The sequence below is a fragment of the Clostridium sp. CMCC3677 genome (assembly GCF_023845585.1).
GTDB classification, from domain to species: Bacteria; Bacillota; Clostridia; order Clostridiales; family Clostridiaceae; genus Clostridium; species Clostridium aquiflavi.
Map to the genome: position 1 here is coordinate 215649 of NZ_JAMQHS010000008.1, position 24612 is coordinate 240260.

Genomic DNA, 24612 nt, shown 5'->3' on the forward strand with positions numbered 1-24612 from the left:
AAATAGTTATAATATTTCCAAAGTATTAGAAATAACTACTTTATTTTTAATACTTTATCTAGATTTTGAAAAATTGAATAATCATAATCTTGGTGAAGCGATACTTCAAGAACATCATAAAGTTTTTCTAATTGTTTTATAATTTGTTCTAATGCAAAGTCGTTTTTTACAAGTAAGAACATTTTACTTGTACTTCCATCTCCAATTTGGGTACAAAGTATCCCTTCTAAATTAAAAGCTCTTCTAGCAAACAGTCCTGTTATATGACTCATCACTCCAGGATGATTTCTTACAAGCAATTCAACGAGATAAAAATCAGTATTAATCATATAATTTTTCACCACCAATCATTTTTATATTTGCATCACCAGGATAAACCATAGGTAATACATTTTCAGTCTCATTAATTGGTATATTAATTAAATAAGGACCAGGTTTTGATAATATTTCTTTTAATTTATCTAATGAATCATTTTCTTGTGACAAATTACAACTATTTATTCCAAAACCATTAGCGATTATTTTAAAATCAGGATTTGATATAAACTTTGATGCAATAAAGTGTTTATCATAAAATAATTCTTGTTGTTGGCGAACTAATCCTAAATGATGATTATTTAATATTATTATTTTTATATTTAAATCTAGATCCTTAAGTGTTGAAAGTTCTTGAATATTCATTAAAATTGATCCATCACCAGAAAAGCAAATAATTTGTCTTTCTTTATTTGCTAATGCAGCACCAATTGCTGTAGGAAGTCCAAATCCCATTGTTCCTAAGCCGCCAGAAGTCAAGAAGGTTCTAGGATACTTAAAAGGATATCTTTGAGCTGTCCACATTTGATGTTCACCTACATCAGTAACTATTATCGTATCGTCAGAAACATTATTACCAACAAAAGAAATTATATTAGTTGGATGTAGAAGATTATCAAATTGAGGAAGTGGATAATCTTTTTTAAAGCACTTAACTCGTTCTATCCACGATGTTCTTTCTTTTTTATTAACAAGAGGTAAAATATCTTCTAGGAAATATTTAATATGTTCATTCATCGATAAGCTGCTAATTTTAACTTTATTAATTTCTGCAGGATCAATATCTATATGGATTATTGTAGCTTTAGGACAAAATTTATTTATATCTCCAGTAGCTCTATCATCAAATCTAACCCCGAATGCTAATATTAAATCTGCTTCGTTAAGTAGATAATTTGTGTAAGGAGCTCCATGCATTCCAAGCATTCCTAAGTTTAAATCATCATTAACTGGAAATGCACCTAATCCCATTAAACTTAATGTGACAGGAATATTACTCTTTTTAGCTAATGTATATAGATCATTAGAGGCATTAGCACTAATGATACCTCCTCCAGCATAAATAATAGGCTTTTTGGCTGTATTAATTAATTCAGCAATACATTCAAGTTTATAACTTTTGGGGGATTTTTTAATAGAAGCACCTTCTTTATTTTGTTTAAAGATGTTTTCATCTACTTCTATAATTTCAATTTGAATGTTTTTTGGAATATCTATTAGTACAGGACCGGGACGCCCTTCCATTGATATTTTAAAAGCTTCTGGTATGATAGTAAAAAGGTCTTTAGAATTTCTAACTAAAAAATTATGCTTAGTAATAGGAATAGTTAGCCCATAGGCATCAACTTCTTGAAAAGCATCTGTACCAATAGCGGAAAGAGGTACCTGTCCAGTTATTGCAATTAGTGGAATAGAATCTAATTTAGCATCAGCAATAGCAGTAAGCAAATTTGTAGCACCAGGACCAGATGTTGCAAAACATACACCAGGTTTACCTGTACTTCTTGAAATACCTTGAGCTATAAAAGCAGCACCTTGTTCATGCCTAGCTAAGATATGAGTTATATTACTTTTATATAAAGCATCATATATTGGAAGATTAAATCCACCAGGAATGCCAGCAATATATTTTATTCCTTCATTTTCTAATAATTTAACAACTATTTCCGCACAATTGTATTTCATATAAATCACTCCTCTTTGAAAAATTATCCTATAGAGATATAAAAAACTCTTTATCCAAATAAAATAGGACGAAGAGAAACTCATCGAGACACCATCTGAAATTTGTATTATTTAATATAAGATATTCTATATAATATTGTCATTATAACAGTAGGTACTGGTTTAAATGTTTAGGCTAAAAACTTAAAGGCTAGTTATATAGGTATGATAAAAATTAAAAGAAACTATGATTTTTATCATATCTACTTATTTATATGTTTAAATTGTTAATTATATAATATTTTATATAATTATATGATTAAATGTTATATTTTATCAAGTGATTTTTTCAAATTATCAATAAAATTATTGCAAAAATTTAAATGAAATAGAATTATATATTAAATATTTAAGCCGATAATTTATATGTGTACGTTTAAATTCATTATGAATCATTAAATAATAAATTAATGGAAATTTTATGTTGATACTGATTAGGTTTTATGATAAAATAAAAGTTTTATAAAAGTAACTAAATGTGGTATACTATAATAGTAAAACCAAAGGAGGTTATTTTTTGTTTAATATAGGAGATAAAATTGTATACCCTAGCCAAGGGGTAGGTATAATTGAATTAATAGGTGAAATGTTATTTAAAGGGGAAGTTCAGAATTATTATAAAATACATATATTTAATAATAATATGACATTAACATTACCAATTAATAGAGTAAATGATTTAAACATAAGATTAGTAAGTGATTCGGAAACTTTAGATAATGCTCTAGAAAATGTAAAAGAATTTACAAATAACGTAGAAGAGTTAAATAAATCTGATTTTAAAGAAAGAGCATCCATTAATAATCAAAAAATAAAATCAGGAACATTAACGGATTATTTAGAAGTTGTGTGTAATCTTACTAAAGTAAAAGAACAACATTCTTTAAATTCAAGCGAAAAGGATACTTTACGCAAAACAGTGAAAACACTAGTTGAAGAAATAAGTCAATCTAAGAATTTATCTAATGATGATGCTAGTAATTTATTAAATTTAGCAATTAATTTTTAATAATAACATTTATAAGATAAAAAAGGCTTGCTATTTATCAAAAAAGTGTTATTATAAGAATATCGGTAATATATATAAGTAAATTATAAAAATATCGATAAAGATAAAAAGGTTTTTAATATAGATGTATAAATTTCTCCTTTTAGAGAATGATATTAATCAATATATTAATCTTTTAATTAACAAGGAGGAATTTTAAAATGGAAGATAAGACTTTAGTATGTAGAGATTGTGGTAAGGAATTTGTTTTCACAGTAGGAGAACAAGAATTCTACAAAGAAAAAGGATTCACTAACGAACCTACAAGATGTATTGACTGTAGAAGAGCTAGAAAACAACAAAACAACAGAAGATAGTTTTGTTTAATATAGGAGTGCTTTTAGTAAAGTAATTTACTAAAAGCACTCCTTTTTTTATGTATAGGAAATTATAGAATTTTTGAAGAGTGAAGGGTTCACAGCCAATTTGTTCTTATTTAGGAAATTATAAAAATCTTAAATGTGTGTTGATATATGCATAAGTAAAGTATGAAATAAAATAGATCTATCTCTAAATAAGAAATTATTTAAGAGTATGGGTCTATTTTTATTGTATAAAATTTAATATTTAGAAAATTGATAATAACTGAATACAGATGTTTTATTTCATGAATAATTTAAAGAATTATAAACAAATTATAAGTAATATTAAATTTATTTATATAGGAGATAAACACTTATGGATATTTACCAAGAAAACAATAAGTATAATTTATTAAAAAATCTTATGTTGAAATATAAGAAACTAACCATAAATATACAGGGTTACTATTTATGATTGATAAAATAATAAATAAATATCATATTAATGTTTATTCAATGTTAAAGCATGGTACTGTAGCTGTAATAACTATGTTCGGTGTTGGATTATTGTTTGGAATAAAAAATATAATGCTAGCATTTCCAATAGCTTTAACATCAACAGTTTTAAGTAGACAAAATCTACAGGTTAAAATTATCAGTAAAATTTTAAATATAATTCTTATTGATTTAGCAATTGTAGTAGCAGCATTTATTTCATCGCAAAATATTTATTGGGGGATTATAATAAATTTTATATCTATATTTTTAATAATGTATAATATAATTTCACCTTATGATATGGCTTTTTACAAACCGTTTATTATGTTATATATATTTACTCAGTACGCACGTATATCTTTAGAAGAATTACCTCTTAGAATATTAGCAGTTATTTTTGGTGTATTAGTTATAGTTTGTAGCAATATAATAACAAAAGTTAATGAGAAATCTAAATTAGGAAATAGTATAACTTCATCTTTATTATTGATGAAAAGTCAGCTTAAGAATATTATTAATGGTAAATTTGAAGAAAATATAGTAAAAAAGTGCTCTAAAATTATGAGAGAACTAGTATATAAAGTTTATATCACAAGACATAAAAAATATTTAACAACTAATTTAGGAAGAATACAGTTTAATATATACATAAATATGGAATATTTTAATCTTTATTTAAGAAATGTATATTCTGAATATAATAATAATGATATTAAAAAGAATGAAATTGAAGATATAATAAATGTAATAGATGATATATTAGATTATTCTAATTATAGTGTAACTGTAGAAGAATTAGAAAATAAAATAAATCTATTTAAAGATTTATATAATAATGAATCTAAAACTTTAAGTGAGATATGTAATATAATGAATTCTTTAAAAATTAGTATAAAGGAATTAAAGGAATTAGGAAATAAAGAAATAAATAAAATTTATAGTGAGTGGGAAAAGGAAAATATAGAAAATTTTAGAGAATCGTTTCATAAAGGTATGAGATTTAATTTTGCAATGAGAATGGCAATAACCTTAACAATAGTTTTGTTTATTGGTGAAATTTTAGGGTACTATAAAATAATATGGGCTATTATAACAATAATGTCTGTAATTCAACCATATTATGAATATACTTTAAATAAAACTAAAGAAAGAATAATTGGAAATGTTATAGGAATATTGTTTACAGGAATATTTATAAATTTAGTAAATTTAAAATGGATAACTATATTAATTTTAATATTATCATTATATTTATTATATGGATTTAAAGAATATTATAAAATCTCACTATTTGCTTCAATTGCCTCTATATGTATAGCATCATTAGCAGAAAATATAAATGTTCTTCTTATTTATAGAATAATTTATGTAATAATAGGAGTAGTGATAGTTATAATAGTAAATAAAAAAATATTTCCATATAGATTAAAAGAGGGAATAGATGAGCTTATAATTAAGATTGATAAATTAAATACTATGTTAATAAACTATAGTATAGCAATTTTAAATGGTACTGAAAATCCTAATAAAGTTAGAAATATAATAATACATTCTACTTTACTATGTGAAAAATTAGAAATAAGAAATTTAAATTTTAATGATGAAAATATAAGGAGAATTGTAAATACTAATAATGAATTTGTGATTCAAGTAGGTTATAGAGTTCTTAAGTGATTTTGATATATTAGTAATTAAATATAAAATTTTCAAAATATTTTATTAAAAATATTTTAAATAAATGAGAAAAATGATAATTTGATAAATAAATAGGTGAAATATTGACAATATAAGTAGAGGGGTATATTCTAAATATAGATTTAATAAAATAAAAATTCTAAGAAGAGAAAGAGTAAGTAATATTTTTGTTCTACAGAAAGTTAGTGGGTGATGAAAGCTAATGTACAATGTATAACTGAAGATCATCTCAGAGAAGTGAAGCTGAAATTTTAATGAAAATTGAGTAAGTTTCAACGGAGTTTCACCGTTAACAGAAAAGCGTATTATTTAGTACGTAATGGAGTGCTATAAAATGAGTTGCATATTTTTATATATCATTTTATAGAATTAGGGTGGTATCGCGATTTAACCTCGTCCCTTTATTAGGGACGGGGTATTTTTATATGTAAAAAGGGGGAATTTAAATGGATATTGAAGGTGACATTAAGCATTGAGTTAATAATAAAAAATAACAATCTAGGGGGATTTTAAAATGAAAAATTTATCAAAGAAAAATTTAGTACTTGTAAGTTTTATGCTTTTTTCAATGTTTTTTGGAGCAGGGAATTTAATATTTCCACCATTTTTAGGTCAATCAGCAGGAAATCAAACATGGATAGCATTAATGGGATTTTTTATAACAGCAGTTGGGTTTCCTATTTTAGGAGTAATTGCAGTTGCTAAATGTGGAGGATTAAAAAATTTGGCAAGTAGAGTCAATCCAAGTTTTGCTATTGTATTCACAATATTAATATATTTATCAATTGGACCATGTCTAGGAATTCCTAGAGCAGGAAGCTTACCATTTGAAATGGCAGTAGCTCCATTTTTACCAAAGGAATTCTCTATCACATTATCACGATTAGTTTATACTTTTGCATTTTTTGCTATTGCATATTGGTTATGTTTATCACCAGGAAAATTAGTTGATCGTGTAGGTAAATTTTTAACTCCTACACTATTATTTCTTATTTCAATTGTATTTATAGGAAGTTTATTTAAGCCATTAGGGGGATATGGATTAGCAAGTGGAGAATATTTATCATCACCTTTAGCAAAAGGATTTTTAGAGGGATATATGACCATGGATACAATAGCTGCTTTAAATTTTGGTATAGTAATAGCATTTGCTATAAAGTCTAAGGGAGTTGATGATGAAAATGGAATAATTTCAACATCAATAAAATCAGGATTTATTGCAGGGTTAATGTTAATAGTTATTTATTGTATGTTAGCACATTTAGGAGCTACTTCAGTTGGAATATTTGGAGCAACAGAAACAGGTGCACAAACACTTACTAATGTAATGACATATTTATTTGGAAAACCAGGAGTTATATTATTAGCCGCAATTTTTACAGTAGCATGTTTAACAACTTGTGTTGGTCTTATAACATCTTGTAGTGAATATTTCACAACATTAAATTCAAAAGTAAATTATAAAATGTGGGTTAGAATACTTACACTTTCAAGTATGATACTTGCTAATATGGGATTAAGTAAAATACTTGCAATATCAGTACCTGTTTTAAATGCAATTTATCCAATTTCTATAATGCTTATATTACTAGGAATATTAAATGATATTTTTGGAGGAAGTTCAATAGTGTATACTTTAACACTTTTATTTACAGGAATAGTAAGTATTGTTGATGCTGCTTGCCAAGCTGGAATAAGAATAGATATTTTAATAAATATATTTTCTAAGTTGCCACTTTATTCTGAAGGATTAGGATGGATTCTACCAGCAATCTGTGGAATGGGCTTAGGATTAGTATGTAAATTATTGAAAAGCAAATTTAATAAAAGAGATTTATTATTAGAAGATGTTTAAATATTATATTAATGATATAATATAAATTAAAATTCAGAAAAACATACATTTAATATAATGTGTGTTTTTCTTTTTAGAAAGGTGTAATTTATATGAAAGATTTAATAAATAAATTAAATAAAAATAATTTGTTTCGAGGACTTAGTGAAGAAGAAATAAGTTGTGTTATATCTGATAAAAATTATTTTATTAAGTCATATAAAAAGGGCGAAATTATTGCTTCAGAAGATGATGAATGTAGTAGTTTGGGAATTATATTAGATGGTATGGTAGAAATACAAAAAATATATTTAAGTGGAAAATACATTGTTTTAAAGAGGTTATCTAATAATCAAGTATTTGGAGAAGCACTTATTTTTTCAAAAAAAAATACTTATCCATCTACAATAGTTGCATTTGAGGATTGTAGTGTTTTATATATGAAACGAAAAACTATTATAAGTTTATGTTTAGCAAATGAAAAATTACTAGAAAATTTTATGTCTATATTAAGTAATAAAATTTTGATGCTTAATGCTAAAATAAAGAATATATCATTTAAAAGTATTAAGCATAAGGTTATAAATTTCATACTTGAATTGTCTAAAAAACAAAATAGTATATATATAACTTTAAAGGAAAGCAAAAAGGAAATTGCCTCTAATCTTGGAATACCTAGGCCATCATTATCACGAGAACTTATGAATTTAAGAGATATGGAGTACATAGAATTTGATAAAAATATAATTAAAATATTAGATTTAGAAAAATTAGAAGAAGAATTATTTAATTAAAATATAAGGCTATGTTTTAACAGAGTGTTGATATATGCATAAGCAAAGTGGACTGAGTAATTGAACTTAGGAATGCTAAAATGAGTTATTAAAAGAATTATATTTTTTTAACAACTCATTTTTATATTTTAAATTATTAATTAACTTTAAGATAATTACGCAATAATCACTTGTATTTCTAGATCTTCAAGGAGAGTACGCCATTTATCAGAAATACCTTGATCTGTAATTACAATATCAAATTCTTGAAGATCTGAAAAATAAGAAGATTTAACAGATTCAAATTTATCAGAATCAACTAATAATATTTTTTCCACAGATGAACTTATAATAGCTCTTTTAGTTGCCACTTCATAGTTGTTAGAACATGTAACCCCTAAGCTTTCGTGAACTCCAGCAGCAGATACAAAAACTTTAGTAGCTCTCATATTTTCAATAAGAGAAATTCCCTCAGGACTTTCAAACATTTGAGTGTTTTCGTGAAAATATCCACCTGAAAATATTAATTCAATGTTTTTTTTATTTTTCAAAGCACTTAAAATATTTATACTATAAAATAATGCTGTTAGTTTTATATCATCACTAATATTTTGTGCTAATTTTTCTGTAGTTGTACCAGCATCTATTATGATAATATCATCATCTTGAATTAACTTTGCAGCAGCTTTACCAATTTTAATTTTCTCATTTTCCCTTTTTATGGTCTCATCTGTAATATCATAATTATTATTTAGTTTTTCAATACTATTTAAAGGATTATATATTGTTGCCCCATACACATTACTAACGATATTATTTGATTTTAAAAGATTTAAGTCTCGTCGAATTGTCATTTCAGAAACTCCTAAAGTAGATGCTAAATCTTTAATTGAAGCACCATTTTTTTCTTTTAAAATTTCTATAATTCTATTAGCACGCTGTAGTTTTTTATTCATTATTAATCACCTTATTCTATTTTTTAGTGAACAATTTTATATTTCAATACTGCTTAAAAACAGTTTATATAATTAAACGCTTATTGTTTATATTCTAACATTATTTAAAAAATAATACAAAAAAATAAATAAATTTCATTGAAAGTACTTATAATAATTATATAATCAATTACTTAAAGTTAAAAATGTTCTAACTTTAACATTTTATGTTGACAATATAACATTTGAGGAATAAAATAAAGCTATAGAATAAAAGTTTATATTAAAAGAAACAAAGAAATGAGGATGTAATTTATGAATAATTCAGAAATTTTAAAACATGTTGACCATACTTTATTAAAGCCAGTAGCAACTTGGGATGATATAAAAAAAATATGTGATGAATCAATAGAATATAATACAGCATCAATATGTATTCCAGCTTGTTATATATCTCGTATACATGAAACATATGGGGACAAGGTTAATATATGTACAGTAGTAGGTTTCCCTTTAGGATATTCTTCAACAGAAGGTAAAATAGCAGAAACAAAACAAGCTTTAGCTGATGGAGCAAATGAAATAGATATGGTAATTAACATTTCAGATGTTAAAAACAAAGAATACGATAAAGTTACAGCAGAAATAAGAGCTTTAAAAGAAGTTGTTGGAGATAAAATATTAAAAGTTATAATTGAAACTTGCTATTTAACAGAAGAAGAAAAAATAGCTATGTGCAAAGCTGTAACAGAAGCAGGAGCTGATTATATAAAGACATCTACTGGCTTTGGAACAGGTGGAGCAACACTTGAAGATATAAAATTGTTCAAAAAACATATTGGACCAAATGTTAAGATTAAAGCTGCTGGTGGAGTAAGCACAGTAGAAGATCTTAATATGTTTATAAATGAAGGCTGTGATAGACTTGGAACAAGTAGAGCAGTAGGTCTTTTAAAAGGTGAAGAAACACAAGGATATTAATTCAATTAATAATTGAAAATTGACAATGGACAATTAATATAAAAAATAGAGTATATGTTTTTATAAATATATGATGTTTAAGAACTAGATGGTTACTATGTAATATTTAATTGTCCTTGTCTACTATTATTTTCAAATAAACTAATGACATATAATCTTATTTTAGAAAACGTTTGCTAAAATGAATGGGAAAAAAGAACAAAGAAGAATTATAAAATATAAGATTGACCATTGATAATAGAAAATAAAGCAAAAAATAGCCAAGTGGTTATAGTAAATATAATTATTTAATTAAGCAGATTTTTGTAATTATCTATTATGAGTTGTTAACTGAAATAAAGGGAGGATGCAAATATGCGTTTTGTAGATATTATCAATAAGAAAAGAGAAAAAAAAGAACTGACTAATGAAGAAATTCAATTTTGGATAGATGGTGTAGTAGATGGATCTATCCCAGATTATCAAACAAGCTCTTTATTAATGGCTATAGTATTAAATGGAATGAACGAAAGAGAAACATCTTATTTAGCAAAATCTATGATGCATAGTGGAGATGTAATAGATTTAACTTCTATAAAGGGAATTAAAGCGGATAAACATTCAACAGGTGGTGTTGGGGATAAAACATCTATGGCACTTGGGCCAATGGTGGCTGCTTGTGGACTTAAAGTAGCTAAGATGTCAGGAAGAGGTCTTGGACATACAGGTGGAACATTAGATAAGTTAGAATCTATTGAAGGATTTAATTGTTTCTTAACAGAAGAAGATTTTATAAATCAAGTAAAAGATATTGGTGTAGCCATAATAGGGCAAACAGGAGATTTAGTTCCTGCAGATAAAAAATTATATGCATTAAGAGATGTTACTGGAACTGTAAATGCAATTCCTTTAATAGCTTCTTCTATAATGTCTAAAAAATTAGCATCTGGATCTGATACTATACTTTTAGATGTAAAGTATGGAGAAGGGGCATTTATGCATACTATTGAAGATGCTACAAAATTAGCTAAGGCTATGATTTCAATAGGTAATAGTCTTGGAAGAAATACTATGGCTATGATTACAGATATGAACCAACCTTTAGGTAATACAATAGGTAATTCATTAGAAATAATAGAAGCTATTGAAACTTTAAAAGGAACTGGTCCAAAAGACTTTACTGAACTTTGTATGCAAGCAGGAGAAATCATGTTAATGCAAGGAAAGCTTGCTAAAGATAAAGATAAAGATGAAGCAAGAGCAATGCTAAAGGAAGGTATTGAATCAGGAAGAGCTTTTGAAAAATTTAAAGATATGGTTAAAGCCCAAGGTGGTAATGTAAAAATGATAGAAGATACAACATTACTTCCAAAATCTAAATTCATTACAGAAATAAAATGTGAAAAGAATGGATATGTTGAAACTCTTCATTCTGAACAATTAGGAATTTTAGCTATGCATTTAGGTGCTGGCAGAGCTACTAAAGAAGATGAAATTAATCATGGTGTTGGTCTTATACTTAATTGTAAAAAAGGTGATAAGGTAAGTGTAGGAGATACAATTTGCTATGTGCATCATGACAATGAATTAAAGAAAGAATGGATAGAAGAATTACATGAAGCATTTTTAATAAGTGATAATCATATAGAAGCTTCTCCACTTATTGAAAAAATATTAAAATAGTATGTTATGTTTTAATTTTTGGTTAATACTATAATAGAAAATATATTTTAAATATCGACCACTCCTATATATAAATAAATATAAGAGACTTTAATTATGTTTAATAGTTAAAGTCTCTTATTTGTTTGATCAGTTTTATAAAATAGAAATATAAAATAGAAATATAAAGTAGAATTTAATGATGAAATAAAGAATAGTATTTGCTAGTTAAATTTTGTGAGTTTTATTTAAATATAAAAATAATTGTAACAATTGTTACGGAGCATTTTCATAATTCAAGATAAAATCTAATCATACCAAATAAAAAATATGGCTCTGTTTTAAATATGTATTGATATATGCATATATCAATATTCTACTAAAACATAGCTAAAGATAAAAGGAGAATTTATTATGGAAAATAAAATGTTCTGTTTTCAATGTCAAGAAGCAGCGGGATGTACAGGCTGTACTATAAAGGGAGTGTGTGGAAAAACACCTGAACTTGCAAAACTTCAAGATTTATTAATATATACAACTAAAGGGTTAGCAGAAGTAGCAACTAGAGCTAGAGAAGAAAAAATAAAAGTATCAAGCAATATAAATCATATGGTAACAATGAATCTTTTTACAACTATAACAAATGCCAATTTTGATAATGAAATTTTTTATTTAAGAGTAAAAGAAACTATTGATTTAAAAGAAGAACTATTATTTAAATTAAATGATAAATCAAATCTAAGTGAAGCAGCTTCATTTGTATGCAAAACAAAAGAAGAAATGGAAGCAAAGGCACCTAAGATAGGAGTATTAGCTACTGAGAATGAAGATATAAGAAGTTTAAGAGAACTTATAATTTATGGATTAAAGGGATTATCAGCATATATGAAACATGCTAATGCATTAGGATATGATGATGAAAAAATTTCTGAGTTTATGCAAAAAGCTTTAGCAGCAGTGAATAATGATAATGTAAGTTTAGATGAATATATAGCTTTAACTTTAGAAACTGGAAAAGTAGGCGTAGATGGAATGGCTCTTTTAGATAAAGCTAATACAGAAAGCTATGGAAATCCTGAAATAACTAAAGTTAACATTGGAGTAGGAAAAAATCCAGGAATATTAGTGTCAGGCCATGATTTAAAAGATTTAGAACAATTATTAATTCAAACAGAAGGTACAGGTGTAGATGTATATACTCATTCTGAAATGTTACCAGCTCATTATTATCCACATTTAAAGAAATATGATCATTTAGTAGGTAACTATGGAAATGCATGGTGGAAGCAAAGAGAAGAATTTACAAGCTTTAATGGTCCAATTCTTATGACTACAAATTGCATAGTACCTCCAACTGACAAGGATGTATATAAAGATAAGATGTATACAACTGGTGCAGCAGGATTTGATGGATGTGTTCATATTACAGCAAATGAAAATGGAAAGAAAGATTTTTCAGCTATAATAGAACAAGCAAAGAAATGTGAAGCACCAACTGAAATAGAAAATGGAGAAATCGTTGGAGGTTTTGCACATGCTCAAGTATTAGCATTAGCTGATAAAATTGTTGAAGCAGTTAAAACTGGAGCTATAAAGAAGTTCTTTGTTATGGCAGGGTGTGATGGAAGACATAAATCAAGAGAATATTATACAGATTTTGCAAAAGCTCTTCCAAAAGATACTGTAATCTTAACAGCAGGATGTGCAAAATATAAATATAATAAATTAGAGCTTGGTGATATTGGAGGAATTCCTAGAGTATTAGATGCAGGTCAATGTAATGACTCATACTCATTAGCTGTAATTGCTTTAAAACTAAAAGAAGTATTTGAATTAGAAGATATAAATGAATTACCTATAGCTTTTAATATAGCATGGTATGAACAAAAGGCAGTAATAGTATTATTATCATTATTACATTTAGGAATTAAAAACATTCATTTAGGACCAACTTTACCGGCGTTTTTATCAGAAAATGTAGCAAAGGTATTAGTAGATAACTTTGGAATTTGTGGAATTACAAATGTTGATGATGATTTAAAAATATTTTTAGACTAATATAATTTATTAAGAGTAGTTATATAGATATATTTCTATAATAACTACTCTTTTTATCAAATTACCATTCCCATAAAAGGTAAAATATGGTAAAATAAAAATAAATATAAATTAAAATGATATTTAAGGGAGTGTAGTTATGATAAAACCTAGCTTTGGTAGAAAAAATAATGCAGAATTACAAACTAATAAAATGTTTGCTGAAGAAATTCAAAAAGAAAAGAGTATTAATTGTGAATTAGAAGAAATTAATAATCAAAATAATGATTTATCTATATTAAATGAAAATACTGTAAAATATATAATTGAAAACTTTCCAGATATGTCACTAAAAATAAAAGATAGTTTAATTAATTTAATAGATACTTTAGAAAATACAATAGATTATATAGAAGATGAATCTAGTAAAATAGTAAAGGAAGAAAGAAATTTCACTTTAAGCAAATCTTATAGAAAAATTTCTGTAGAAGTATATGATATGGTTAAGAATATACAAAATTATTCTAATTGGATAGAAGAAGAAAATTTAGTGAATAATAAAAAATCATCTAATATTGAAGCTGCTATGGATAAAATAGAAGATAAAAAAGAAAAGAAAGATGATGTTTTTATAAAAGATGAAGGAATGGAAATATATAGAGACTTCTCTTCAAAAAATCCTAATACATTTAAATTACATGATAATATTATCAAAGTAGAAGATTGGGATGATTTACTTGTAAAAACAGCAGAAATATTAAATAAAAAATATAAAGAAAATAAAAAATTAAAACCTATACAAAATGATATAAAAATTGCCAATAAAAAATCTAATGAAAATACATTAAGAAATACTGTTATAGAGATGTTAAACGAATACAGAATAAATCTTGAAGATTTTAAAATTATAGTTCATTAACAAGAAATATTTAGTAATTTAATAAGATTTATTTCATGAATTAAAATGATTTTTTTTGAATGTTTTTGACAAACTTGATACGATAATGTAAAATAAAAATACTTTTTTATTTAAAGAATTTTTTATTTATGGTATTAATGTGAACGTTTGAGAATTATATGTAGTAATAAATTTAATAAAAATTAAAGAAAAGGATGAAAAACATGAACCAAAAAAAATTATTAATGAGATTAATTTTGTTTTTTTTAGGAATGGCAATAATACAATTTGGAGTAGGATTATCACTAGTAACAAATATAGGATCAGATTCATTCACTGTATTTACCCAAGGCTTATCAATATTGCTTAACACCACACCAGGAATAGCTAATATGTGTATACTTTTTGTATTAACTATAATAATAATTTTAATTGATAGAAAAAAGATAAACATTGGAACTTTCATTTGTCTTGTTGGCGTAGGACCTGTTATAGATTTATCTATAAGCATATTTTCAAGATTTAACATACAAGATTGTAGTATGTTTGTAAAAGCACTTATGATAGTTTTAGTAAACTTTATCATTGCAGTAGGTTTTTCAATACTTTCAGCAAGTGACTTAGGAGTTGCACCTAATGACATAGTACCATTTATTATACAGGATAAAACAAAATTTCAGTATAGATGGATTAGAATGACTTTAGATGGAATATACTTAGTAGTAGGATATTTATTAGGTGGTAAAGTATGGCTTGGAACTATAATAGCAATGTTAACGATAGGACCATTTATTCAATTATGTCTTCCATATGGTAAAAAGATTGTTGAAACTTTAATTGATAGCAAGAATGATATCGTTAAGCAAGAAAATATAGAAGAAGTAGAAATTCAATAATTAAAATTTTATTTGAGTTTGTTTTACAAAAAAGGTGAATTTATTTATATAAATTCACCTTTTTCTTGTCTATTACTTGATTCAATATGAAATTATGTAAAATTTGAACTTTATATATTCGTATAATTATTTAAAGCATTTGTAATAAAAAATAAAAAACTTGTGTAAATACTAAAAATCACGATTTTTATTGTAAAAATTGTAAATTAATAGTATAATGTAATAAAATATGAAGTATAAGAGATGTAAAAGAAATGATTAGAAATTTTATAGGAAATTTTGTACAAGGTATTTGTAATTATAATGAATATAGTGAAGAACAATGTGAACAAATTCAATATACAACAACAGTCTTATTTTTTGAATTTATAAAGTTAATGTCAATAATAATTATATTTTCATTAATTGGATATTGTAAAGAAAGTATTATAATAATAGGAATAATGAGTATAACAAAGCCTTTTATAGGAGGATATCATGAAAATACTCAAGTAAGATGTTTTATAGCAACAATGCTTATAACTAGTAGTGTTATATTATTGAGTTTAAATTGTAAACTCAATTTTATAAGCAACTGTATTTTAATATTGATTAGTTTATTTTCAATATATAATACAGCACCAGTTTTAAATGATAAAATGCCAATTACGCGCCTCGAACTTATAAATAAAAATAGAATTCTAGGAATTTCTATTTCAATTGTCTTGAGTATAAGCTCTATATTGCTATATAGATATAGCAATATTTATGAGCTTATAACATGGACAATCTTATTTCAATCTATATTAATGTTTAACAAAAGACAAAAGAAGTAAAGGGTATTAAATTATTATATATTTTAGGAGGATGATAATAATGAAAAGATTAATAGGAAAAATGTTAATGAAATTAACAGAAAAATTCATAATTGCGACACCAGCTTCAACATTGACAGTTGGAATAGAGGATATGCCTGAATCAATGAAAAAAATGAGATAAAATCTCTAAGAATTAGGAGGCGCGTATTTTGGTGATAAATTTAGTAGATACTTTAAATTCTATTTTGCAATCTATTCTTTTTATATATGTAATAGATTATTGTATTGAAGATAATTATAAGAAAAATACAATTGAAAAGATAAGTGCAATTATAATTGTATTTTTAGTAATGTATATTTTAAATTGCATGTTTGGAAATTTATCTATTTGTATTTTTATCATACATTTTTTGGAGATAATTGTTATTGGATGTTTATTGTACAATAAAAAATTTTATAGTTCTTTAATCGCATATACAATAATGTATTTTTTTATAGCGTTTAACGTTAATATATTTGGAAATTTATTTTTTGGATTTTTAAAAAATTTAATAGCTTTAAAAAAAAGAGATATTTTAATGGTTTGCGTAATATACATTCCTCAATTTATAATGGGGATTTTTATTTTAAAATATAAGGAAAAAATAAAAAGTATACACGATCAAATTTTATTAATGAAACCATCTATTACAACTTTAATTATAATAAATTGTTCTATGGATTTTATAGCAGCTTTTTATTTGATTTTTTATAAAAATGAATCAGAATTATTGAGGAATTTGGTTAGTATGACACTTACGTTATTTTTAGGAATAATAATTCTTTATTTCATTAATATAGATATTAAATCACATAAAATATTAGAGTTAAATAAAAATCTATATGAAAAAAATACTGAGCTTACAACAATTCAAGGTGGTTATGCAAAAGAAATTACATATATGCATGATCTTTATTGTATGAAAAGAATTGATAAAATTGGAGAAAAACTAAAAGATATAATTAATAAAAATAATGTAGAAGCTGATTTTAAATTAAACGAGAATAATACTTTAATTAATAATATAGTTAAAAAGATAAAATATGAAGATATTAATATAATAATAGAAGATGAAGGCAGCATTAATAATGCAAAAATAACAGAAATAGAACTTTATAGAATAATCTCTAACATAGTAAATAATGCGGTGAAGGCTATGGGTAAGACTGGAATTCTAATAATAAAAACTTATGATATAAAAGATTATGTAGTTATTATTATAGAAAATAATGGACCTAAAATTGAGGAAGAGAATATATGCAAGATATTTGAACCAGGCTTTACTACAAAAAATAATACTGAAAATAATCATGGGTATGGCTTAAGTATTGTAAAGGAATTAATAGAGAAATGTGGTGGAAATATAAATTTAAAAAGTAATGATATTTCTACAAAATTTGAAATCAGGTTACCTTTAAATGATTAATTGTAAATAATACATATTAAAATTAAAGTGTTGATATAATATCAACACTTTATTATTAGCTAAAATACTTTAAATTATTACATACAAAGGGGAAAAATAATGATTATAATGTTAGGAAGTGTGATAAATCTTTTTTTAGAATCTTTAGTTATACTAAACGTTATAAATTCTTGCGTAAAAAAAGATTGCCAAAAAAGCAAAAAAGAATTAGGAATAGTAATATTTTTGTTATTAATTATATCAGTAATAATTAATAATTTATATATAAATAATAATATTGGTATCGTTTATAATAGTGTTTTATACATTATTATAGTAGGAGTTTTATATAGAAATGATTTTAAAACAGCACAAATTATATGTAATAGCATTTATATATTAATGGTAATATTATCGCTAATAATTATTGGAGTATTTTATCCATATATAAAATTATTAAATTTAGAAAAAGCATATTTAATTAAAATAATGTATTCTATAGTATTTATGCTAAATTATATTTTTATGTATATATTGTTTAAATATAAAAAATACATAATTAGATTTTATAGATTTATGGTTAAAGATAAAATATTTATATCTTTAACAATGGCTATAAGTGTTATTGTCTACTATAGTATAATATTCAAAAACGGAATTATAGATTTTGCTAATCCATTATTAAAGAATATAATGATTATAAATTTATTTATATTTTTTATTGTAACCTCTATATATTTTAGTAGCATAAGAAAAGAAAGTGAACAAATAAATAAATTAAATAGTGAATTAGAAAAGAAAAATAATGATCTAAGAAAAATTAAACATGATCAAGGTGCAGAAATTTCTTATTTATATGGTTTGTATCTTATGAGTAAAGAAGAAAAACTAGGTCAAGCTTTAGAAAATATAATAGAAAATAATAATAAGGTAAAATCATCTATACAAATAAATGGAAATGAAAATAGATTTATTTCAAAGATATTAAAACCAATTATAGAGGAAGAAACGTGTATTATTATAGAGGATAATGCAGACAGAAACATGTTGGAGATTTCTGAGAAAGATTTATATGTAATTTTAACTAATATAATTGAGTGTGTGGATGGAAACAGAGGCTTTATAAGAATACAAACTTATAATATTCTAGATAAATTAATAATTAACATAGAGTGTAATGTAAAAAATTTATCTAAAAAAAGAAGGCTTAGATTATTAAATAATGATATTAAAATAGACAATAAGAAGTTAGATTTAGCCGAAGAATTATTAGAAAAACATGAAGGAACACTTTATGTAAGTAATATGTTTTATTCAAGTGAATTTGAAATAACATTACCATTGGCTTAATGAAAATGTTAATTATATAAAAATACAATAGGCACTTATTTACTGTAATAGTTTACTTAAGAAGGGATAAAATATTTTTGTTAATTAATATAAAATAATATTGACAAATTAAAATTAGGAAATTATAATTTAAAACATAAATTAAAAATTAATATTTGTTATATCTTATCAAGAGTGGTGGAGGGACTGGCCCTATGAAACCCGGCAACCAAATGATTAATTATCATTTATGGTGCTAAATCCTGCAACTTATAGAGTTGATAGATGAGAGGGTAAATTTATTTAGTATATTAAGCGCTAGAGATTTATTCTCTGGCGCTTTTGTTATTATCTATAAAATTTATAACAAAGTTAAAATTTATGCATAATTTAATTTATAATTTAGTTTGCAAACAATGATCAATAAGTAAAAAGCAAAAAATACATTTTAATTTAGCAATAAAATGTGTAAAGGGGGGCTCTAAATGATAGAAGTTAGGAATTTAGAAAAAAAATTTGGGGAAATAAGCGTATTAAGCAATATTTCAATAAACATAAAAGAAGGAGAGATTTATGGAATAATTGGACATAGTGGGGCAGGAAAATCTACATTACTTAGGTGTATAAATGGTCTTGAATCATATAATAAAGGTTCTTTAAAAATAATGGGAAATGATGTCTCTGATTTAAAAGACAAGGATTTAAGAAGTTTTAGAAGAAACTTGGGGATGATTTTTCAAAACTTTAATCTTATGCAAAGAAAAAATGTTTTTGATAATGTAGCTTTTCCATTAGAAATATGGGGATATGATAAAAATGACATTCAAACTAAAGTTATGGAACTTCTTAAATTAGTAGGTTTGGAAGAAAAAACAAAGAATAAGCCACCTGAATTAAGTGGAGGGCAAAAACAAAGAGTAGCTATTGCAAGAGCATTAGCACTAGATCCTAAAGTATTATTATGTGATGAAGCAACTTCAGCATTAGATCCTAAGACTACTAAAGATATATTATCATTACTTTTAAAAATAAATCAGGAACTTGGTATAACAATAGTTATTGTTACTCATCAAATGGAAGTGGTAAAAGAAGTTTGTGAAAGAGTTACATTGCTTGAAGGCGGAAATATAAAATCTCAAGGTAAATGTGAGGAATTATTTTTAAAACCTAAACCATCTTTAAAGAAGTTTCTTGGAGAAGATGATGAAAACATATTATCAACAACTGGAGTGAATATAAAAATATTTTTCTCTAATGACTCTTCAGAGAATGCTGTTATAACAAAGATGGCAAGAGAACTTAATATAGATTTTTCTATAATATCTGGAAAATTAGAAAAATTTAGAGATATGATTCTAGGAGGACTCGTTATAAATATAAATGAGTGTGACAAAGATAAAGTAATTGAATACTTAGAGAATAAGAAAGTTTTGCTGGAGGTGATTAAATAATGCAAGAAATTATAATAATAGCTTTAAAACAAACATTAATAATGGTCTTAGCATCTACAATATTTTCAGTTATATTAGGTTTTGTTCCAGCAATACTTCTTATTATTACTTCAGATGATGGCTTAAAACCAAATAAATTTATGTATTCTATTTTAGACTTTATAGTAAATACATTGAGAAGTTTTCCATTTGTGATATTAATGGTGATAATTATGCCCTTAACCAAGTTATTAGTTGGTAAATCTACTGGTACACTAGCTGCTATAGTACCACTTACAATTGCGGCAGCACCTTTGGTTTCAAGAATTATAGAATCTGCATTAAGAGAAGTTGACAAAGGAGTAATAGAAGCAGCAAAGTCTTTCGGGGCTTCAAATTTTCAAATAATATTTAAAGTTATGTTAAAAGAAGCGATACCATCAATTGTATCTGGAATAACATTAGCTTTAATAAGTATTGTAGGTTATTCTGCTATGGCAGGAACACTTGGGGCAGGCGGACTTGGAGATGTAGCAATAAGATATGGATATCAAAGATTTGAAACAGACTTTATGATAATAACTTGTATAATATTAATTATATTCGTACAGCTTCTCCAATTTTTAGGGAATTATTTTTATGGAAAATTATCAAATTAAATTTTTAGATTAGTTATAAAATAAGCAATAATTTAAGGGGGAAAAATATATGAAAAAGAAATCTATATTATCAACAATATTAGCGGGAGTACTTATATTTAGTTTATCAGGATGTGGAAGTACAAATAATGGGGTAGAGAGTTACAATAAAGATGATAAAACAATAAAAATAGGTGTTACACCTATACCACACAAGGAAATAGCAGAAATAGCAAAGCCTATACTTGAAAAGGAAGGATATAAGCTTGAAATAGTTGAGTTTACTGATTATGTTCAGCCTAATACAGCATTAGCGGAAGGGGATTTAGATGCTAATTATTTTCAGCATATTCCGTATTTAAATGAACAAAATAAATCAAAAGGATTAAATTTAGTTTATACAGCAGCAATTCATTTAGAACCAATGGGGCTATATTCAAATAAGATAAAGAGTTTAGATGAATTAGCTAATGGAGCTACAATAGCAATACCTAATGATCCATCAAATGAAGCAAGAGCATTAAAATTATTAGCTTCAAAAGGAATTATAAAAGTATCAGATGGTGAATTAATTACACCAAAGGATATAACAGAAAATAATAAAAACTTAAAGTTTAATGAATTAGAAGCAGCAAGCATACCAAGGGTATTAGATGATTCTGAAGCATCTGTAATAAATGGAAACTATGCAATATCAGCAGGATTTGATCCATTATCAGATGCAATAATAAGTGAAGATAAGAATTCTGAAGCAGCGAAACCTTATGCAAATATAATTGTTGTTAAAAAAGGTGATGAAGAAAAAGAAAAAATCAAAGCATTAACTTCAGCATTCACTTCACCAGAAGTAAGGGAATTTATAGAAAAAGAATATAATGGTGCAGTTATACCAGTATTCTAATTATTAGGATATGTTTAAAATAAGTGTTTATATATGCATAAGCAAAGTAGACTGAGTAATTGAACTTAGGAATACTAAAAATGAGTATAGTCCCATTTTAGCTTGCTCCTAATATAAAATTGAGACAAGCAGTAAATGAGACAATACTCATTAACTATTCTCAAAGTCCAATTACAATGCCACTTTGCCTATTGCATATATCAACACTCTGCTAAAACATAGCCAATTATTAAAATTTAATAAGAAAGTGGAAGGTTAATGTATTTAATATTTTATTTACATTAACTTTTTTATTTTAGAAATAGTGTTTAATATAATAAAATTAATAAATATATTAAGTGAAAAATATAATTTATATAAATTATTATTACCATATAGATAAATAAGATATTATTTAACTTATTGTCTAAATATAGTATAATTCTAATAATACATGAAAATAAAATTGTATATGTAAGTTTAAAAGAATATTCTTAAAAGGAGAATATATTATGAAGATATCTAATATTAAAGTAAAATTACTAGGTGAGGATTTACTTAGTATTATAAATGACTTTGTAAAGATCGAAGGATTGTATATAAATAAAATTAATATATCTAATGGAATCATAGTAGAAGGAAATTTTAAAAAGGGAATTAATGTAGAATTTTCTTTAAAAGTTGAAATACTTGAATTAATAGATGGAAGAGTTATATGTAAATTGGCTAACTTAAAGGTAATGAATTTAGGTCTTTTTAGAATGTTTAGAAGCTTTATTTTGAAAAAATTAATTAAAGATTTCAATGATAAAGGAATAAGTACAGAAAAGGATAAAATATCAATAGATATAAAAAAGATATTATATGATATTCCATTTGTTGACTTTGCTTTAAATGAAGTATTTGTAAAGGATAAAGAACTTTGGGTTAATTTAGAGGAAATTAATATTTCTTTAAAAGGGAACTTAATTAAAGAAAAAATCACAGAAGAAATTGAAGAAAATGATTTAGAAAATTCTGATGAATTGATTATTGTTAATAAGATTAAAGACAATTATTCCTTAGGGAGAGAAATAATAGAAGATAAGTTACCAGAAAAAACTAAAAAGTTTAAAGAATATATATTCCTTTTACCAGATATTATATCTTTAATATATAGATTATTAAAAGATGATAGAGTTTCAATAAAAACTAAATTAATATTATCATCTGCTATTGCATATATTGCATTACCAACGGATATAATACCAAACAATATACCATTTATAGGAGCGATAGATGATATTGGAGTAGCATTCTTTGCACTAAATAATATTATAAATGATGTCCCTATGAATGTGATTATAGAAAATTGGGAAGGCAATAATGAGATAATTAAAGTTCTAAAAAGCGGTTTAGAATATTTGATAAACTTTACAGGTGCTAAAAATGTTGAAAAATTATGTTTAGTAATAACTGAATTAACAACATTATAATATTAAAAGTTTAATTTGTGAAAGGAATAGAACAGTGGGAAAAAAAGTTTATGCTATAAAAGAGGGCTTTGATTTTAAAAACAATCAAAAAGTAGAAGATAAAATAGTTGATACTTGGGCGGAATGCTTAAGATATGTTAAAGGTGTAAAAAATGCTAAATATAAAAGTTTTACAGATATATCTGAAGCAAAAGAATTTTTAAATAATAGAAACAATTTAATAAGTAAGTTAGATGGAAAGTACCCTGATGATTGCTTACATATATATGTTGATGGTAGCTATAATATTTGCACATCACAATATTCTTATGGGGTAGTTGCAGTTAAAGATAATATTGTAGAGTATATTGATAGTGGAATTGGAGAAAGTGATCCTACTAATAATATAAGACAGATAGCAGGTGAATTAAAGGGTGCTATAAAAGGGGTAGAGTATGCTTTAAGTTGTGGAGAAAATAAGGTGGTTATTTTTCATGATTATGCAGGAATTTGTTATCATGCAACAGGTGCATGGGAAAGAAAAGAAGCATCATCTAAGGAATATTACAAAAGAATGCAGGAATTAATGAATAGTGGTATAGAAGTTATATTTGTTAAAGTAGATAGCCATACTGGAGATTTTTTCAATGAACTTGCTGATGAAAAATGTAAAGAAGCTTTAGCTATAAAGTCTGATAACGTTGTTGAAAAGTGGATTAAAAATAATGTGGTAAAAGTTATAAATAGAGAATTGAAATCAAGTATAGAAGGATTAATATCAAACTATTTTGAAAATGTAGTAGTTATTAATGATAAGAGTAGTATTAATAATTACAAAAGTGAAGTTAATGTTATAGAAGACAGATTTGAGAATATTTTTAATGAATATAAAATTAATAATATTAAAGGGAAAAAACTAATTTCTAAATTGTTAAGTAAACAAAAAGAAGAAATGATTTTATACTTGTTAGAAAATAAATGTAAATTATAGGCTATGTTTTAGTAGAGTGTTGATATATGCATAAGCAAAGTGGACTGAGTAATTGAACTTAGGAATGCTA

General features: G+C 24.9%; 22 protein-coding genes, 1 riboswitch and 1 other annotated feature. Of the genes, 19 read left to right on the forward strand and 3 right to left on the reverse strand.

Features of this window, described 5'->3' with window-relative positions:
• Positions 1–35 precede the first annotated feature (35 nt).
• Together ilvN and ilvB are read right to left on the reverse strand one after the other, a co-directional pair.
• The gene (ilvN, locus tag NG901_RS11815) at positions 36–329 is read right to left on the reverse strand and encodes an acetolactate synthase small subunit (protein ID WP_003374451.1); all 294 of its coding nucleotides are present in this window, start codon (positions 327–329) and stop codon (positions 36–38) included.
• The gene (gene ilvB, locus NG901_RS11820; protein WP_252214820.1) at positions 322–2001 is read right to left on the reverse strand and encodes a biosynthetic-type acetolactate synthase large subunit; all 1680 of its coding nucleotides are present in this window, start codon (positions 1999–2001) and stop codon (positions 322–324) included. The genes ilvN and ilvB overlap by 8 nt, the downstream gene beginning before the upstream one ends.
• Positions 2002–2557: 556 nt before the next feature.
• Between ilvB and NG901_RS11825 the strand changes: the two genes are divergently transcribed.
• The 5 genes from NG901_RS11825 to NG901_RS11845 all read left to right on the forward strand — a co-directional run bounded on the left by NG901_RS11825 (position 2558) and on the right by NG901_RS11845 (position 8211).
• Positions 2558–3049, forward strand: a complete 492-nt coding sequence (locus tag NG901_RS11825; RefSeq protein WP_252214823.1) for a CarD family transcriptional regulator — start codon at positions 2558–2560, stop codon at positions 3047–3049.
• A 200-nt stretch (positions 3050–3249) separates the two neighbouring features.
• Positions 3250–3405 (forward strand): zinc-ribbon domain-containing protein, encoded by a 156-nt coding sequence (locus tag NG901_RS11830; RefSeq protein ID WP_003372054.1) that lies wholly within the window; start codon positions 3250–3252, stop codon positions 3403–3405.
• A 456-nt stretch (positions 3406–3861) separates the two neighbouring features.
• A complete protein-coding gene (locus tag NG901_RS11835) occupies positions 3862–5562 on the forward strand; it encodes an FUSC family protein (protein ID WP_252214826.1) in 1701 nt (566 codons plus the stop codon).
• A 153-nt stretch (positions 5563–5715) separates the two neighbouring features.
• Positions 5716–5987, forward strand: a binding site (T-box leader).
• Between the two features lie 110 nt (positions 5988–6097).
• Positions 6098–7438: a branched-chain amino acid transport system II carrier protein gene (brnQ, locus tag NG901_RS11840; RefSeq protein ID WP_252214829.1), complete on the forward strand. Its 1341-nt coding sequence runs from the start codon at positions 6098–6100 to the stop codon at positions 7436–7438.
• 92 nt (positions 7439–7530) lie between these two features.
• On the forward strand, positions 7531–8211 hold the full coding sequence (locus NG901_RS11845; protein ID WP_252214832.1) for a Crp/Fnr family transcriptional regulator: 681 nt from the start codon (positions 7531–7533) through the stop codon (positions 8209–8211).
• Positions 8212–8366: 155 nt separating this feature from the next.
• Here the strand turns inward: NG901_RS11845 and NG901_RS11850 are convergent, their stop codons facing one another.
• A complete protein-coding gene (locus tag NG901_RS11850; RefSeq protein ID WP_252214835.1) occupies positions 8367–9146 on the reverse strand; it encodes a DeoR/GlpR family DNA-binding transcription regulator in 780 nt (259 codons plus the stop codon).
• Between the two features lie 294 nt (positions 9147–9440).
• Between NG901_RS11850 and deoC the strand changes: the two genes are divergently transcribed.
• The 14 genes from deoC (at position 9441) to NG901_RS11915 (ending at position 24542) form a co-directional block, all read left to right on the forward strand.
• Positions 9441–10106: a deoxyribose-phosphate aldolase gene (gene deoC / locus NG901_RS11855; protein ID WP_252214838.1), complete on the forward strand. Its 666-nt coding sequence runs from the start codon at positions 9441–9443 to the stop codon at positions 10104–10106.
• Positions 10107–10460: 354 nt separating this feature from the next.
• Positions 10461–11768, forward strand: a complete 1308-nt coding sequence (locus tag NG901_RS11860; protein ID WP_252214840.1) for a pyrimidine-nucleoside phosphorylase — start codon at positions 10461–10463, stop codon at positions 11766–11768.
• A gap of 393 nt (positions 11769–12161) precedes the next feature.
• Entirely contained in the window at positions 12162–13805 is a 1644-nt protein-coding gene (gene hcp, locus NG901_RS11865) for a hydroxylamine reductase (RefSeq protein WP_252214843.1), read from the forward strand.
• Positions 13806–13944: 139 nt separating this feature from the next.
• Entirely contained in the window at positions 13945–14703 is a 759-nt protein-coding gene (locus NG901_RS11870) for a viral A-type inclusion protein (RefSeq protein ID WP_252214847.1), read from the forward strand.
• Between the two features lie 203 nt (positions 14704–14906).
• The gene (locus NG901_RS11875) at positions 14907–15578 is read left to right on the forward strand and encodes a YczE/YyaS/YitT family protein (RefSeq protein ID WP_252214849.1); all 672 of its coding nucleotides are present in this window, start codon (positions 14907–14909) and stop codon (positions 15576–15578) included.
• Between the two features lie 254 nt (positions 15579–15832).
• A complete protein-coding gene (locus NG901_RS11880; protein WP_252214852.1) occupies positions 15833–16393 on the forward strand; it encodes an accessory gene regulator B family protein in 561 nt (186 codons plus the stop codon).
• A gap of 40 nt (positions 16394–16433) precedes the next feature.
• Positions 16434–16556 (forward strand): hypothetical protein, encoded by a 123-nt coding sequence (locus tag NG901_RS17190; protein ID WP_286675201.1) that lies wholly within the window; start codon positions 16434–16436, stop codon positions 16554–16556.
• A gap of 31 nt (positions 16557–16587) precedes the next feature.
• Entirely contained in the window at positions 16588–17841 is a 1254-nt protein-coding gene (locus NG901_RS11885; RefSeq protein WP_252214886.1) for an ATP-binding protein, read from the forward strand.
• A gap of 99 nt (positions 17842–17940) precedes the next feature.
• Positions 17941–19170 carry an ATP-binding protein gene (locus NG901_RS11890; RefSeq protein ID WP_252214861.1) on the forward strand — a complete coding sequence of 410 codons (1230 nt, stop codon included), beginning with the start codon at positions 17941–17943 and terminating at the stop codon, positions 19168–19170.
• 162 nt (positions 19171–19332) lie between these two features.
• Positions 19333–19441, forward strand: a riboswitch (SAM riboswitch).
• A gap of 193 nt (positions 19442–19634) precedes the next feature.
• Positions 19635–20600, forward strand: a complete 966-nt coding sequence (locus tag NG901_RS11895) for a methionine ABC transporter ATP-binding protein (protein ID WP_252214864.1) — start codon at positions 19635–19637, stop codon at positions 20598–20600.
• Positions 20600–21238 carry a methionine ABC transporter permease gene (locus NG901_RS11900; protein WP_252214867.1) on the forward strand — a complete coding sequence of 213 codons (639 nt, stop codon included), beginning with the start codon at positions 20600–20602 and terminating at the stop codon, positions 21236–21238. Before NG901_RS11895 ends, NG901_RS11900 begins: the two co-directional genes overlap by 1 nt.
• A 49-nt stretch (positions 21239–21287) precedes the next feature.
• Positions 21288–22118 (forward strand): MetQ/NlpA family ABC transporter substrate-binding protein, encoded by an 831-nt coding sequence (locus NG901_RS11905; protein ID WP_252214870.1) that lies wholly within the window; start codon positions 21288–21290, stop codon positions 22116–22118.
• A gap of 491 nt (positions 22119–22609) precedes the next feature.
• The gene (locus tag NG901_RS11910; RefSeq protein WP_252214872.1) at positions 22610–23572 is read left to right on the forward strand and encodes a YkvA family protein; all 963 of its coding nucleotides are present in this window, start codon (positions 22610–22612) and stop codon (positions 23570–23572) included.
• Positions 23573–23606: 34 nt separating this feature from the next.
• Positions 23607–24542, forward strand: coding sequence for a ribonuclease H1 domain-containing protein (locus NG901_RS11915; RefSeq protein ID WP_252214874.1), 936 nt, complete (start codon positions 23607–23609; stop codon positions 24540–24542).
• The last annotated feature ends 70 nt before the right edge of the window (positions 24543–24612 follow it).

Excerpts from the sequence above, each read along its gene's own strand:
- ilvN (WP_003374451.1), bottom strand. The coding sequence starts at position 329 with ATGATTAATACTGATTTTTATCTCGTTGAATTGCTTGTAAGAAATCAT.
- ilvB (WP_252214820.1), bottom strand. The coding sequence starts at position 2,001 with ATGAAATACAATTGTGCGGAAATAGTTGTTAAATTATTAGAAAATGAA.
- NG901_RS11830 (WP_003372054.1), top strand. The coding sequence starts at position 3,250 with ATGGAAGATAAGACTTTAGTATGTAGAGATTGTGGTAAGGAATTTGTT.
- NG901_RS11835 (WP_252214826.1), top strand. The coding sequence starts at position 3,862 with ATGATTGATAAAATAATAAATAAATATCATATTAATGTTTATTCAATG.
- brnQ (WP_252214829.1), top strand. The coding sequence starts at position 6,098 with ATGAAAAATTTATCAAAGAAAAATTTAGTACTTGTAAGTTTTATGCTT.
- NG901_RS11845 (WP_252214832.1), top strand. The coding sequence starts at position 7,531 with ATGAAAGATTTAATAAATAAATTAAATAAAAATAATTTGTTTCGAGGA.
- NG901_RS11850 (WP_252214835.1), bottom strand. The coding sequence starts at position 9,146 with ATGAATAAAAAACTACAGCGTGCTAATAGAATTATAGAAATTTTAAAA.
- deoC (WP_252214838.1), top strand. The coding sequence starts at position 9,441 with ATGAATAATTCAGAAATTTTAAAACATGTTGACCATACTTTATTAAAG.
- NG901_RS11860 (WP_252214840.1), top strand. The coding sequence starts at position 10,461 with ATGCGTTTTGTAGATATTATCAATAAGAAAAGAGAAAAAAAAGAACTG.
- hcp (WP_252214843.1), top strand. The coding sequence starts at position 12,162 with ATGGAAAATAAAATGTTCTGTTTTCAATGTCAAGAAGCAGCGGGATGT.
- NG901_RS11870 (WP_252214847.1), top strand. The coding sequence starts at position 13,945 with ATGATAAAACCTAGCTTTGGTAGAAAAAATAATGCAGAATTACAAACT.
- NG901_RS11875 (WP_252214849.1), top strand. The coding sequence starts at position 14,907 with ATGAACCAAAAAAAATTATTAATGAGATTAATTTTGTTTTTTTTAGGA.
- NG901_RS11880 (WP_252214852.1), top strand. The coding sequence starts at position 15,833 with ATGATTAGAAATTTTATAGGAAATTTTGTACAAGGTATTTGTAATTAT.
- NG901_RS17190 (WP_286675201.1), top strand. The coding sequence starts at position 16,434 with ATGAAAAGATTAATAGGAAAAATGTTAATGAAATTAACAGAAAAATTC.
- NG901_RS11890 (WP_252214861.1), top strand. The coding sequence starts at position 17,941 with ATGATTATAATGTTAGGAAGTGTGATAAATCTTTTTTTAGAATCTTTA.
- NG901_RS11895 (WP_252214864.1), top strand. The coding sequence starts at position 19,635 with ATGATAGAAGTTAGGAATTTAGAAAAAAAATTTGGGGAAATAAGCGTA.
- NG901_RS11900 (WP_252214867.1), top strand. The coding sequence starts at position 20,600 with ATGCAAGAAATTATAATAATAGCTTTAAAACAAACATTAATAATGGTC.
- NG901_RS11905 (WP_252214870.1), top strand. The coding sequence starts at position 21,288 with ATGAAAAAGAAATCTATATTATCAACAATATTAGCGGGAGTACTTATA.
- NG901_RS11910 (WP_252214872.1), top strand. The coding sequence starts at position 22,610 with ATGAAGATATCTAATATTAAAGTAAAATTACTAGGTGAGGATTTACTT.